This is a genomic window from Blautia faecis, assembly GCF_027662325.1.
In the GTDB taxonomy this organism is placed as follows: domain Bacteria; phylum Bacillota; class Clostridia; order Lachnospirales; family Lachnospiraceae; genus Blautia_A; species Blautia_A faecis.
This window is the reverse complement of sequence record NZ_JAQDKY010000034.1, coordinates 39,230-52,573: the sequence shown is the minus strand read 5'-3', so window position 1 is coordinate 52,573 and position 13,344 is coordinate 39,230. Positions and strand designations below refer to the sequence as shown.

Annotated in this window: 12 protein-coding genes; 1 reads left to right on the top strand and 11 read right to left on the bottom strand. The window is 40.2% G+C overall.

Annotation, left to right across the window (positions count from 1 at the left end; translation table 11 throughout):
- Positions 1-232: 232 nt before the first annotated feature.
- Both PGQ38_RS14680 and PGQ38_RS14670 read right to left on the bottom strand, forming a co-directional pair.
- Positions 233-2,302 carry a hybrid sensor histidine kinase/response regulator gene (locus PGQ38_RS14680; protein WP_270432428.1) on the bottom strand — a complete coding sequence of 690 codons (2,070 nt, stop codon included), beginning with the start codon at positions 2,300-2,302 and terminating at the stop codon, positions 233-235.
- A gap of 763 nt (positions 2,303-3,065) precedes the next feature.
- Complete coding sequence (locus PGQ38_RS14670; RefSeq protein WP_148463379.1) at positions 3,066-3,827, bottom strand: class I SAM-dependent methyltransferase; 762 nt, start codon at positions 3,825-3,827, stop codon at positions 3,066-3,068.
- A 152-nt stretch (positions 3,828-3,979) separates the two neighbouring features.
- Here PGQ38_RS14670 and PGQ38_RS14665 point away from each other — a divergent pair, with 152 nt between their 5' ends.
- Positions 3,980-4,219 (top strand): hypothetical protein, encoded by a 240-nt coding sequence (locus tag PGQ38_RS14665; protein WP_195700318.1) that lies wholly within the window; start codon positions 3,980-3,982, stop codon positions 4,217-4,219.
- On the opposite strand, the gene PGQ38_RS14660 is transcribed toward PGQ38_RS14665, so the two are convergent.
- The 9 genes from PGQ38_RS14660 to PGQ38_RS14620 form a co-directional block, all read right to left on the bottom strand.
- Entirely contained in the window at positions 4,202-5,482 is a 1,281-nt protein-coding gene (locus tag PGQ38_RS14660; protein ID WP_204452093.1) for an Ig-like domain-containing protein, read from the bottom strand. The two genes, PGQ38_RS14665 and PGQ38_RS14660, sit on opposite strands and share 18 nt — an antisense overlap.
- A gap of 165 nt (positions 5,483-5,647) precedes the next feature.
- A complete protein-coding gene (locus tag PGQ38_RS14655) occupies positions 5,648-6,379 on the bottom strand; it encodes a class I SAM-dependent methyltransferase (protein WP_204452095.1) in 732 nt (243 codons plus the stop codon).
- Positions 6,380-6,433: 54 nt separating this feature from the next.
- Positions 6,434-6,994, bottom strand: coding sequence for an NUDIX hydrolase (locus tag PGQ38_RS14650; RefSeq protein WP_270432425.1), 561 nt, complete (start codon positions 6,992-6,994; stop codon positions 6,434-6,436).
- Positions 6,995-7,078: 84 nt separating this feature from the next.
- A complete protein-coding gene (locus PGQ38_RS14645) occupies positions 7,079-7,807 on the bottom strand; it encodes a hypothetical protein (RefSeq protein ID WP_227199060.1) in 729 nt (242 codons plus the stop codon).
- Entirely contained in the window at positions 7,804-9,207 is a 1,404-nt protein-coding gene (locus tag PGQ38_RS14640; RefSeq protein ID WP_204452099.1) for a COG1361 family protein, read from the bottom strand. Before PGQ38_RS14640 ends, PGQ38_RS14645 begins: the two co-directional genes overlap by 4 nt.
- Before the next feature lie 2 nt (positions 9,208-9,209).
- Positions 9,210-9,887: an ABC transporter ATP-binding protein gene (locus PGQ38_RS14635; RefSeq protein WP_204452101.1), complete on the bottom strand. Its 678-nt coding sequence runs from the start codon at positions 9,885-9,887 to the stop codon at positions 9,210-9,212.
- A 101-nt stretch (positions 9,888-9,988) separates the two neighbouring features.
- The gene (locus tag PGQ38_RS14630; RefSeq protein WP_270432419.1) at positions 9,989-10,717 is read right to left on the bottom strand and encodes an ABC transporter permease; all 729 of its coding nucleotides are present in this window, start codon (positions 10,715-10,717) and stop codon (positions 9,989-9,991) included.
- Positions 10,714-11,598 carry a hypothetical protein gene (locus PGQ38_RS14625; RefSeq protein WP_204452103.1) on the bottom strand — a complete coding sequence of 295 codons (885 nt, stop codon included), beginning with the start codon at positions 11,596-11,598 and terminating at the stop codon, positions 10,714-10,716. The genes PGQ38_RS14630 and PGQ38_RS14625 overlap by 4 nt, the downstream gene beginning before the upstream one ends.
- A gap of 1 nt (position 11,599) precedes the next feature.
- The gene (locus PGQ38_RS14620) at positions 11,600-13,186 is read right to left on the bottom strand and encodes a DUF6034 family protein (protein WP_173716752.1); all 1,587 of its coding nucleotides are present in this window, start codon (positions 13,184-13,186) and stop codon (positions 11,600-11,602) included.
- Between the last annotated feature and the right edge of the window lie 158 nt (positions 13,187-13,344).

Sequence of the window (13,344 nt, the reverse complement as noted above, 5' to 3'; positions counted from 1 at the left end):
GACATGTCATATATTTATTTCAGCCATATCAATTTAAACTCATTTTCGGTCACTCCTCTTCCAAAACATTTTCATATAAAAAACGTCTTTCCTCAAACAGATGAAAAGACGTTTTTGCTCATATCATTATCTTATCAACAGGCATGGAGATGTTATCATTGGACGCAATAAGAGTGCTGTGCAAATTATATATTTCTCTAAACATGCGTCAATACCTCCTTGCTGACTTTTCTTATATATATTTATAAATGGTCATGTTTGCTTTCTCAGTATCGAAAGGTTTTGCCAGGTGTGCATTGATTCCAGCAGCAATACATTTTTCAGCGTCCTCCTGAAAAGCATTTGCTGTCATGGCAATGATTGGAATTGTCTCAGCATCAGGATGTTTCAGTGACCGGATTGTTTTTGTCGCAGTAAGCCCATCCATTACAGGCATCATGATATCCATCAGAATTGCGTCAAAATAACCTTCCGGTTTCTCCTGAAACATCCTGACCGCCTGCAGTCCATCTTCTGCAACTGTCAGATTTGCACCTTCATCAGACAACAGAGTTTTCGCAATTTCTGCGTTCAGTTCATTATCCTCCACCAGCAATAAGTTTAATCCACTAATATCCATCTGTGCTGCTGTTTTCTTTACTGTATCTGGTGCGGAAGCAAGTTTAAACGGAATTCTGATAATAAAAGTTGATCCGATTCCTTCTTCGCTTTTTATTTTAATTGTTCCGCCCATTTTTTCAATCAGGCCTTTTACAATCGACATTCCCAGTCCAATTCCCTGTTGTGTACTTCCAGAATCATTCCTTTCCTGCGAAAACGGCTCAAATATATGCTTCAGATATTCCTTACTCATGCCAATGCCTGTATCTGTGATCGTCCATTCATATGTCGTAATTCCATCCACTACTTCTGTATAATCCAACACCGTTATTATCTTGCCGCCAATCCGGTTATACTTAATACAGTTTCCATAAATATTAAGAAAAATCTGTCTCATATGCACCGGACTTCCATAAATAAAAGGATATCGAAGCCCTTCTTTTTTTGAACGGAACTGCATTTGAATTCCTCTGTCTTTTGCCCGCTGTTCTATGATAGTCAGAACATCCTGACTTAATTCATCAAAGTTGATGATTTCCTGCGTTAGCGGTACATTTCCATCTTCGATTTTGCTCATCTGAAGAATATCATTAATAAGTGACAATAGATAATCTGCGGCTATCTGCATTTTTCCGAAATTTTCCAGAACCAATTCACTGTCATCAAAATGCTTCTCAGCAATCTTCAGCAATCCGATAATGCCATTCAGTGGGGTTCTCATATCATGAGACATCCTGGAGAGAAAATCAGACTTGCTTTTATTTGCTTTCTTTTCACTTTCCAATGCAATTGATTTGTGCATGAAGTCATTTTTATCCAGCATGAGATTCCAATGTTCAATGGTTCCGTCTTCCTTTATTACTTTCTGTCCACGATCTTCGATGTATTTGTATGTGCCGTCCTTACAGCGTATCCGGTAAATAGTAGCATAATGATCGGAATGCGTATATTGATTTAATGCATCTGCAAGTCCGACCTTTACGTCATCTGGATGAGCAAGACCGATAATATTACCGCCAGAAGCGTCCATCAGTTCCTTCGGTGTTGCGTAACCGAGCATATTTGCAAATTGTTCTGAAACATATTTAAAAGAATATTCCGGGTCATCATTACTGATTTTGACACCGCCAGGGATGGATACGGTAAATAACTCCAGCTGACTTTGCAGTTTCTTCGTTAATTCCTCGATCATAGCCGTATGCTTTTTCTCTTCTTCCAGAAGCTTCGCATACTCTCTGTTTGATTTTTCCAGTGCCCTCTCTTTTTCCTCTAAGCGATAATGTTCTGTACGGTCAAGAACATAATTGACTGCAATGATATCTCCGGTTTCTTCTTCCCGGTACAGGGCCATGTGATCTTCTGCAAGCATGGGCTCAAAAGTAGCAGTCCTGGTCCAATATCGGAATGATATATGCCGTTCACCATTTTCAAAACGCTTTAACAGTCGTTCTCTGTCAAACTCGTGCAGAAAATCTTGAAGACCTTCTTCAGGTATGGTCAATGCCCATGCATCCACCAGACTCTGTAAGCTTGAATTTTCCGGCAAACCTAATTGTTCATTCAGATTATATTTTTTTCCATTAACTACCTGATACATGGAACCACGTACAATATTCTTTGTGAGATTGATCACGCAGTATCCATCGGCAATAGCAAATACCGACTCTTCCAAAAAACGGTTATTAATCATATCCTGACTCATACTTGTTTATCTCCCTGTAAATTCTCTGATACAGATTATATCCTTATCCAAATATATCCGTCAACAAAGAGTTTTTACATTGTAGAATGAAAATTTACACGCTCATCAGTAGTATTTGCAGGATTTAAAAAACAGGAACATTTCATAAATTTCTCAGCTATATGGCAAGCCGGGAAGTCGGGAAAATAGCAATTCAGTAAATGTACTGAAAAAGAGTGGGGTGAGTGGGGATAGTTGCCAATATGGGGATGTTGGGGTAAAAGAAAAGCCATGGTTCGTGCCATGACCTTTCAAAAGAACATTTAATTTCCGCTTGCAACTCCGGCAAGTTTTACTGTCACATCATAAGTAGACGAATCATCTTCAACAGATTTTCCGTTGACGCAATCAGCGTCTGTTCCTTCCATCCAGATATACACATGAACGGCAATTCCATCATATCCTACATTTGTTGTATTTTTCTATTTTATAATGTCAAAATACCCGATAATTCCTATGCATACGTCTTTCTTCATAGGCGACCACAGCGTATGCAATTTCAGTTTATACATCTGACTATTATTTTCCAACGTCGCTTTTATCTGCACAGAGATTTCTTTATTTTGTACAGATGTCTGGTGTAACAAAACCCGAATAGATGCAGAAGATTCTTTAGAGCTGTAATTACATTTATAAATATGCCCCCGAATCCTATCTAAATATTAGGACATTTCAAGAAAAGCAGGAACTCTTCAAAGGAGTTTCCTGCTTATTTTTATTACCATTATTTTTTTACACCAATTAGTAATAGCCATCTATGATCAAACATGATTTGTGAATCTTTATTATATGGTGAAAAACCGGTTTTTCTACCGCCTTCCAATTCAGCTTTCATCAAATTTGTTATCTCTTCTTGCACATCTTCCGAAGTATCAGTCAGTTCCATCCAACTTTTTAGATTCACCGGCACCAGAGTAGTTTCTTCGCATTGCAGTGCAAAATCTTTCTTGAACATTTCTTCAAATTCTTCCCTGCTGAGGATTCTGGTATGAGAAGGATCACGCATATTTTCAATCTTATCATCAATTTCTCGTAAAGGCTCCTCGGCAGCTTCCATATCCCAGACCACCATCTTTCCCCCTTTTTTCAAGACACGTTTCATCTCTTCAAAAGGTTTCTCAGGATTGTCAAAATGATGGAAAGAAAGCCTTGTGATCACCAGGTCAAAGGTTTCGGGTTCGTATGGAAGTTTTTCGGCATTACCACTTTGAAAGTAAATATTTTCTATATGACTTTCTTCGGCAAGTCTGATTCCCTGTGCCAGCATTTCTTCTGTCATATCCAGACAGGTAATATCCTTTACATAAGGAGCCAGAGCCCTGCCACAAATACAGGTCCCGGCAGCTACTTCTAATGCATGTTCTTCTCCTGTTGCTGCGATTTTCTGAATCAGATAGTCTGTATATTCCACTTTTGACATATGATATGCTACAAATTTTTCAGCCTGTTTTTTGAATGACTGTCTGACTATATCATTATGATTCATTTCAAACGCCTCCTATCCTGTTCTTTGTTTTCTTATAATACCATAAAAACGGGATAAATGACTTAATATACAATATAAAATATATTATATTTAAAAAGAATATGTTAAAGCACAGTTTATGTCCAATAAAATACTGAACGGAGGAATATAAAATGGGTGATGCAAGTATTATTGCAAGACTGCTTGCTAATGGTCATGTTCAATACGGCTGGAGTGGAAATGGAGGGTATTTTAGCATGGTAGGAATTAGATTGCTATTATGGTATCAAGAGCCTAAAAATGTAGAATATCTATTTTCACTTGGGCAGACACCAAAAACCGAGGTCTTTGATGTCTGCCCTCTTGTAATTAGAATGAATCACCTGAAGACATATTTAGAATGGATTACTTGAAGCCGGGGCTTTTATTGAAGTGATCAGATCCATCCATTTATACATATACCAGTTTCCGTCCTTAGATGATTTATAAACATCGATCCATTTACCACTGTCAGAAGCCTTGCAATAGATAAAGGCTCTATACTGATCAGGAGATGGTATGGAAGGATTTGCCGGAATGTATATCTGATCTTCATCTACTACAGAATCCTGAGTTAATGTAATTGAATAAGGCTGTGAAGGTGTGTAGTCATTCGCCGGAGTTGCACCATTTAAGAATGCATTTCCAAGATAGAGATACTGTTTACTCTTTTTCATTTGCTCTGCTAATCTCTGCTTCTCATAAACAGATAACTGCTTATTGCATAAATATCCGATCATTTCTTCGCAATCTGTCTGATTTTCCGGTTTCCAGGTCCGAAGTGACATGACATAAAGAGCGAGCACCTTATATCTTCCATCATCACCGCTGATGTTATACTGCTTCAATTCTTCCACGTTTGTTGGAATTGTGCTGAAAGTATAGGTATAAGTATTCAGAGGAATCTCAATCACTACAGATTCGCCAGCTTCATTCTTGACTGACCGCTGCCCTTTTATAACTGCTTTCGAAAGAACTGGTTCAGTCTGAGGCTTTGTTTCCATGGTAACTGTAACTGTGCATGTAAGAACAATCCCTGCATCTACTTTGATTTCTGTTGTTCCAACATTAATTGCATGTACCTTTCCCTGACTGTCTACCTCTGCAATATTCTTGTTTGAACTGGTCCATACGGGCAGATGCTTAGGATCCTGTACGCTAAGCTGATAATATTCACCTTTACGCATGCTTAAAGATGTTGCACTTAGTACTGGTGTTTTTGATGGAGCTGTGGTAGGTGTTGCTGTAGGCTCTGCCGGCGGATTTACCGGAGCAGAAGGTGTTGTAGGTGCTGGCTTTGCAGGTGCTTTTTTACTCTTAACAGTAACCTTACACTTGTATGTTTTTTTGCCAACCTTAGCTTTAATATATGCAGTTCCTTTTTTCTTTGCTGTAACGACACCCTTTTTATTGACAGTTGCCACTGATTTCTTTGTGGAGGACCATTTCACTTTCTTTTTTGTGCCTTTTACCTTTAAATGGTATTTCTTGCCCTGGGCCAAGGTAAGCTTTGTTTTGTTCAGTTTAATCTTCGCGGCACTTACAGATGTGGTATCCACTGCCAGACACATTACTACAAGTAAGAATGTAGTAAGCAGTACGCTGGCTTTTTTTAATGATTTTTTACCATTTCTCATAAGCATTTTCTCCTTCCTTATAAACAATACTGTCCTTTTTATTCTTATTATACATAGTTGCTTCTGATTTGCACTAGCACTTCTGACAGTAATCGAAAAGGATTATAAAAATGCTGCTATGCATATATCATTTATTCATCTGCCTGCTCTGCCAATTTATTTCCTCTACAACGTATAACAATCATATCGAATCGCTTTTCCGCTTAACGTATAAGAAGGCTTCCTTCCTGCCAGAAAATCACTTTTCAGCGGTCGTTTTACAATGATCTTATCCGGGTCTGCGCTGATAGCGGCGTCGAAAAGGTCGGTCTCTTGGGAGCATGGGGGCTCCAGCTTCTGGATGAGCTGCAGTTTTTTGTTGATCAGGCTGGACTTTTGTCTTGCGGGGAACATGGGATCCAGGTATATGACGTCTACAGGATCCAGGAGTGCGGGCATTAATTCCACGCTGTTGCCTTCTGTCAGCTTCATGCGGGCAGCGATCTCTTTCAATACGGGATGCTTCTTTGCCCGGCGCAGGGCATCCTTTAAAAGAACAGCAATCACTGGATTCTGCTCATACAGAGTTACCTCATACCCTTGGGCTGCCAGAAGAAATCCATCCTCTCCCATACCTGCTGTGGCATCTATTGCCTTGCGCCCTGGCTTTTCTGATTTGGAAGCCCGTACCAGCATTTCATGCTGTAATCTTCCGTTGGTCACCCGGTGAAGCATATTTTCGAAATCTCCCTGATAAGCCAGACCATATCCGGTTAAAGAAACACCTTTGGAATTAAAAAGCACCGTCAGGTGTTCTCCCAGCTTTTCAGAGATTGGGGTATTTGTGCGCCTGGAAAAAGCTTCAGCCATATCTCTTGCGCCACCTTTTTCAAGGCAAACTACAATTTTCTCACTCATATTCTCTTCTCTTTCTTTGTATCATATAAGTATTACAATTGTTGGCTTCTTTCATTACATTTTCTCAATCAGCTTGGAGTACACATGTTCTACAAACCATGGTTCTGTAGATTCCTTCAGCGCTTCTTCCGGGGAAAACCAGGCGACACCGCTGTTCTCGTCGGCTTTTATGGAGACAGCTTCCTCAAGATCTGCTTCCAGCAGATATGTTACATTCAGATGTAAATGGCTGGACACATATTTGCCCTTTTTCACATGTCCATCTACTGTAAGGGATTCCAAAGAAAAAATCTCCTCAGATACAGGACAGACATGGGAAATCCCCGCTTCCTCTTTCACTTCCCGAAGGGCAACTGCAAGTAAATCCGTTTCTCCGTCCGCATGCCCTCCCAGCCAGGACCAGGAATTATAAATATTGTGATAGACCATGAGAATTTTGCTTTTATCCTGATTTACCACCCAGGCAGAAGCAGTCATATGTGCTACCGTGTTTTCTCTGGAAAAAGCATTGGTATTATTTCTGATCCAGTTCAGAATAAGCTGCTTATCCGTCTCTTCTTGTTCATTGAACGGGGTATAATGCTCAATTTGGTTAAGTAGTTCCTGTCTGTTCATTATAGAGTGCTCCTTTTTATTGGTCTTGTACAATAGTATAACATAAGCAGATATTTATTTACACCTGAAAAGGAAGTATCTTTGTTATTCAAAATGCTGTTTAGCGTTTTCAAGATTGGTCTTTCCCTTTATCTTTAGCAACACCTTTGTTACAGTCAGCGCAGTGCCAGATTCGCTGCACAGAATTCTTGCCTGGGAGAGCGGGATATAGATCTGATCATCTTCTCCGGGGAGTATTGCAGCAACTTTACAGGGAAGACAGGACACTGGTGAAATATTATTCCCGGGATTGTCCATAGCCGTGAAACTACTGCTGGAAACGGAACTGCTGTATTCAGTAGAATTTTTATTTGAATCGATACTGTCTAACGTATATGTAATGGCAAGCTGTTCTCCCATCTTCAGATATTTATTCTGCTGTTTCTTTGAAATGGCATGTCCATTGGAGTCTTTCATATTTTCCAGAGAATTGCTCCCCAGGAGTAAGCGTGGAGTGTTTCCTAAATTGTCTTGCCCGGAAATTTCCGTAAAAGCATTCAGATCAATTCCACAAAATACGGTAGTTTTTGTATAGTCTTCTATTTTTATGGTTACTGGAATTTCCACAACTGGCCAGATTTCCTGAAGCCCATTTATTTTCGAAGCTTTTTTCAAGAAATTCTGGTCGTAACTGAGATTTCCAAGGGAAATTAAGATTGTATACTGCTGCTTCTCTTTCTGTATTTCATAGGTAAGCCTGAGAAAAAAGAAAAGAGTCAGTGAAATGAGAATCATCAGAAAGCAGGTGAAACCGTTTATTTTTTTCTTTCTCAACGGGATGCCGCCTTTCTTGCTTCTTCCAGAAGGACAGATTTTTTATGTAATCTGGACATGAGAAACAGAACGATGATGAGAAACAGAACCGCCAGAATTGCAAAAATGGAGTACCACCAGCTGTTAGTCTCTTCCTGAGAATCCTCAACTTTTAGAGACTGAATCTGGGATTCCTTGATTTCGGAGGAAAAATCGACAGCTGTCTGGTAGGAGTTACCTGTGGAATCTTCGTAGATGAGAATCAGTTTTCCTGTAATTTGATCTGGTGAAATAGATGTATTCTGAGAAGTAGCATCATTTTCATCTGATATATCTGATACATTGTCCGATAAACTTCCTGCTTCTGCAACAGACTGCGATTTAGAACTTTTATTTCCGGTGCTTCCTTTTACATATACTCTTATTGTACCATCAGATGCAGTTCCCTCATCTACATTTCCCAGAAATGCAGTCTCTTTTGGAGATAATCCATCTGCTTCTAATTTCACTTTGGCATTATAGATTTTATCCCTTCCAAGATTCAATGCTTTCACAGGAATTTCTACAGTATCCATTGTATAAAATACCGAAGGAATGTCAGACACTTCTAATTCTGCACGTACAGGCTGTGACACGTTAAAAGTCAGAGTTTCTGTGCTATTGACACTGGAGGCTTTGGAATCTTCATATTCCAGAGAAAACAGGATTGCTACCTGACCTGGCTCAATATCTTCTGCGATAGATAAATTCTGCGTTAAAGTAATGGCTTCGCCAGGTGTCAGCCTCTGTACATAAAAAGAATTTTTATCAAATTCAATTCCTTTTGTTTCTGTGGAAAGAGAAATTTTCAGTCCATATACGTTCTGACTGCGGCTCTTATTTCGAAAGGTTACGGACATTTCCCGGGTGCTGCCAGCTTTTAGTGTCTGGCTGGAAAGATTACTGTCTTCCAATAGCAGCTGAGGCTTGTGGAGAACCTTTTCTCCGGAGGAACTACCTCCGTCTGTACTGCCGGCATAGATCTCTCCATAAGAAGTATCTCCGACACCCATAGCATCATCACCGACAGGCTCTGCATTACTGCTGTCTGTATTGCCAGATCCATTTTCAATAATAACATGAATGGGATTATTTTGGGGGGAAGAATCGTCACCGGATATGAATCCGCCCAGATCCGGGTCCGGATTGGAATCCAGGGTAGAATCCGGCTCAGAATCAAAATCTGGATCCTGGTTCATATCTGGTACAGTTTCCGCTTCATCTTCAAAAACTGTTTCTGTATTTTCAACATCAGCCTCCTGTGCAGAAACTGCAAATGGGGATATAAGAAACAGGATACTGGCAATTAATGCAGTAATCAATAAGATGCAGTCTGTTTTAATGGAAAATACAGAATTTTTTTGTAATCGTTTTTCTTTCATGTTCAGCCTGTCCTTTCCTTCAGGATTCCTCCGTCCATTTCATATACATGGTCACAGAGAATACGGATATCTTCTTCGTTATGACTGGCGAGAAGGATGGTCTTACCGGCAGCTTTCAGTTCCAGAAGAAGCTCTCGGATCTCTGCTACGCCATGTTTATCCAGTCCGTTGAAGGGTTCATCCAAAATGAGAAGACGGGGATCCTCCATAATGGCCTGAGCGATTCCAAGACGCTGGCGCATTCCAAGCGAATACTTTCCAACCGGTTTTTTCATATCGGGATCCAGGCCGACTTTTCGAAGAATAAGGCGGATATCTGCCTTGGAGCTCAGTCTCTGCATATTTGCCAGAATTTCCAGATTCTTCATTCCTGTATATTGTGTAAGAAAACCTGGCGTCTCGATGATAACGCCAAGGCTTTCCGGAAAATCGGTGTCTTTTCCAATCTGTTTTCCTGATACATGGATGGTTCCGGTTGTAGCCGGCAGAAAACCACAGATACATTTCATAAGAACTGTTTTTCCGGAACCATTATTTCCAATAATGCCATATACCTGTCCGTAATTCAGATCAAGATTTACTTCTTTTAGAACAAGGTCTTCACCGAAACGTTTAGTAACATGACTTATTTGTACACATGGAATTGACTTTAAAAATTTATTGTGATTTACACTGTTCATATAATCGTTTCCTTTCCAATTTAAATCCTTTTAATTTTAGATCCTTTCAATTTCTCAAAGGCAGGACTATATTTTTATTTTCAGAAAAGCGGTCTGACATCTCAAATTTCTTCAATTTTATCATATAGTACACTTCCCAGAACCGGGATCAGTACAAGTAGAAATAATAACAAAAATAACCATAAACCAGTCTGGTATGGTCCCCAGTTTCCAGAAGGAGTAATCCATTCTGGCGGGTAAAACCAGAGTTGTTCTTTAAAATATCGTTGGTGTAAAATAATTCCGAAATAATAACTTATAAAAGGAATTCCGTAAGCCATATAAGCAGATTGACACAGAGTTCCGCAGATACCTCCAAGGGTACTTATGATACCTCCAAGGATGCTCATGCGGAGAGCTTTCATTAGAAGCTTTGTCAGCAGATCTTTTGGAATATTTCCTTTTACTTCCATAGGATAAAATATAACAAAATTAACCCAAAGCACTGTTATGACTGCCAGTAACCAGACCAGAAAACCAGACATCAGAATAGAAAAAACCTTTCCTTCCACATATTGACTACGGCTGGTTCTGGGGAGAGCAGTTTTTAGAAATCCGCTTCTATACTCCTGCAGGAAAGAATCACTCCAGGTAAGCACTGCTGCTATGGGTAAAATAAAAGATACAATCTGACCTTTTATAGCGCTATCCAGAAGGTCTATAAAAGCACCACAAGTCAAAGGTTTCTTCAGACTGGGGTAGGTTTGTCCAAAGAGAAGAGCCGCACAAGCAATCAGCCAGGCTGCCAGAAAATTTTTGGATGTAAGCATACGTTTCATCTCACCACTCATGATTTTTCCCCCAGAAATTCAAACGGATATTTCTTCATTCTGCGAAGCGCCAGAATAATCAGTATTACTACCAGAATAAGAAAAAATACACAGGATTGCCAGAGCTTTGGGAGTAATGGATCATAGCCCAGATTATGTTTCCCATAAACGGCCTGGTTTAAGGGACTGATCCAGCAGATCAGTACGTTTATCTGATACATCTCATACTTTTCTTTATGTAAAACAGCTGCCAGTACATTGGGATCCAGAAGAAATCCATAGATACTGTAAAACAGACCAGCTATCATGCCTTTTGTTTTTCCTTTGTAGAGATTCCCCACCAGAATTACAAAGCTTAAAGTCAGGGAATAGCAAAAAAGCAAAAGGAATATCTGTAGCATACAGCCGTAAGGTGAAATGCTTTCCATAACACGTACTGTAGATGGCACCTGCAGATTCTTTCCAAGATCAGAGTATCCAAGCATTGCTGCTGTGTCGCTCCACAGATTGCCTGGATAGCTGTCCTTCATGCACAGCACAGAAGTAAACAAAAGCATAAAACATGTATATAAAATCGTTACGAATGTAATATAGACAAACTGGCCTAAGAGCCATTTCTTCTTGGTGGTACGGATCAGCTGATAAGGAGTGACTGGTGTCATTTTCGGCAGGTCGGAGAACAGCAAAAGCATGGAACTTAGAAGCACTGCTGTTCCATCCCCGAAGGTCCACAGGAAAGGTTCAATTGCCTGTACAGGCGTATTGTAGTTATCCATAACAACCATGATTCTTCCTGTAAGCAGAAAACTGAGCACAAATTCCAGAAAGAGGGTAAAAATCACTTTGGGATTACGGAAAAAGCCGAAGAAATTGTAGCGTACAATTCCAAGTGTCTGCTTCATATCAGTATCCCAGACTACGGTCTATAATACTTCCGTCTACTGCATTGATGGTAAGAAAGCTCCAGGTAGGCCAATCTGTCGTATCTGAGTAGGTTTCGCCATCATATTCGGAGTCAATCTTGCGGGATCCGAAGAAATCCCAGACAGGAACCAGAAGACCGGTATGGGCATCTGTGGATGGCTCATAAATTCTGGCATAGCCAAGAACGATACGGTCAATATTGAATACCCTGGAATTTTCATAGGTAAGGTTGTCCGCGTTGGTGACGATCATCATTTTTTCGTAAATATTCATGATCTCGCTGAATGGAAGCAGGCTTAAATTCTCAGTCTTAGTTTCTCCGATGGTGTATGGATTGCAATAAGTCATGCTGTCGATTCCGTCTGCATTTACATAAAAATAAAGGTTTTCGTAAGCCCAGGTTTCCATAGTACTGTCCATGTCTTCAAGCGCTCCACCTGCATCCATGGTATAGGTAAGCGGAGTTCCATTTATGGTACGGCTGTAGTAGATAACATAACCACTTCCGAGATAACTGGAGTTATCATCTGTTCCAATGGACGTCTGAATCGCATAATCCCATCCGCATTGGTTTAAATCGTCAAGGCCCATGGCATCTGCTTTTTCCTGGGCTAATTTCTTCGCGTCATCCAACGAAATTCCAATAGATTTTTCGGTAGGTTTTTCATATGGACTGCTGCTGGAATAATCGGACCAGACAGCGTCAGAAGGGATTTCTTTACCGTCTTTTTGGGCTATCTTCTGGATTCTTACTTCCAAAGAATAGGCTCCCCAGGAAGAGGTACGATAAGAATATTGGGAGCCGTCATCTAACTGGGCGATACCGGTAAAAGCATTATCTTCCATAACTTCACCAGTATTGCTGTATGTCTGTACTCCCACGGCAGGTCTTCCTTCTACCAGATTTCTAGTCTCAGGTGCAGATTCATACTGGTTTTCCCAATAATCAATGTCATCGTAAATATCATATATGAGATTGCCATTATCATCGGTTCCCCAATTATTAGGATCCAGATTTCCGTTGGCAACATCTTCTTTTAATTCGTCGATTTTTTTCTTGATCTCATCCTTTGTCTGTACATAATAGCTGTCTGCAGTGTAAATCTTCGCATTTGAGAAAAAGGCATCTGTGATACCATCAAGAAGATCCTGTGTGACTGCAGCTGGTGTAACAGAAATTGCAGATATCTTTTCCACATCTGGTATTTCTACTGCCGCATCCGTATTTACCACAAGCTTGGATGTGTCGTCTGTTACTTGACTTTTGTAAGTCTCAGGCGCATTGATCAGGTCGCGGATAGTGGTTCTGGCAGCTGAGGCATTATCCGGGTGAACGTCAGTGGAGGCAGCAGTATCACTTGTACCAGTACTTTCAGAAGCAGTTGTCTGATCAGCGGAGGAGGCATTTCCTGCCATATTGACATCCTTGTCATCCGCTTCTTTGTAAGAATCCAGTGCTTTATTTCCCTTCTGCCTTACAAGGGAAGATTCTGGTGTCTGTGCACATCCCGCTAACATTCCCATGCAGAGAGTAAGTCCAATCATTCTTTCTATATTCTTTCTCATTTGTTTGAAGTCTCCCTTTCGATGTTTGAACATAACCGGAGATTTAGGGGAACGGGTGTTTGATATTGCTCATAGTAATCACCGGTCATGTTCTGATATAGATTATAGTACTTGGAATTACACCAAATCTTCCGTAAATTGTAACTGAATTGTAATCT

What these genes read in the sequence shown, in the direction of transcription:
- PGQ38_RS14680 (WP_270432428.1), bottom strand. Translation starts at nt 2,302, where the DNA reads ATGAGTCAGGATATGATTAATAACCGTTTTTTGGAAGAGTCGGTATTT.
- PGQ38_RS14630 (WP_270432419.1), bottom strand. Translation starts at nt 10,717, where the DNA reads ATGAGTGGTGAGATGAAACGTATGCTTACATCCAAAAATTTTCTGGCA.
- PGQ38_RS14655 (WP_204452095.1), bottom strand. Translation starts at nt 6,379, where the DNA reads ATGAGTGAGAAAATTGTAGTTTGCCTTGAAAAAGGTGGCGCAAGAGAT.
- PGQ38_RS14625 (WP_204452103.1), bottom strand. Translation starts at nt 11,598, where the DNA reads ATGAAGCAGACACTTGGAATTGTACGCTACAATTTCTTCGGCTTTTTC.
- PGQ38_RS14620 (WP_173716752.1), bottom strand. Translation starts at nt 13,186, where the DNA reads ATGAGAAAGAATATAGAAAGAATGATTGGACTTACTCTCTGCATGGGA.
- PGQ38_RS14660 (WP_204452093.1), bottom strand. Translation starts at nt 5,482, where the DNA reads ATGAGAAATGGTAAAAAATCATTAAAAAAAGCCAGCGTACTGCTTACT.
- PGQ38_RS14635 (WP_204452101.1), bottom strand. Translation starts at nt 9,887, where the DNA reads ATGAACAGTGTAAATCACAATAAATTTTTAAAGTCAATTCCATGTGTA.
- PGQ38_RS14640 (WP_204452099.1), bottom strand. Translation starts at nt 9,207, where the DNA reads ATGAAAGAAAAACGATTACAAAAAAATTCTGTATTTTCCATTAAAACA.
- PGQ38_RS14665 (WP_195700318.1), top strand. Translation starts at nt 3,980, where the DNA reads ATGGGTGATGCAAGTATTATTGCAAGACTGCTTGCTAATGGTCATGTT.
- PGQ38_RS14670 (WP_148463379.1), bottom strand. Translation starts at nt 3,827, where the DNA reads ATGAATCATAATGATATAGTCAGACAGTCATTCAAAAAACAGGCTGAA.
- PGQ38_RS14650 (WP_270432425.1), bottom strand. Translation starts at nt 6,994, where the DNA reads ATGAACAGACAGGAACTACTTAACCAAATTGAGCATTATACCCCGTTC.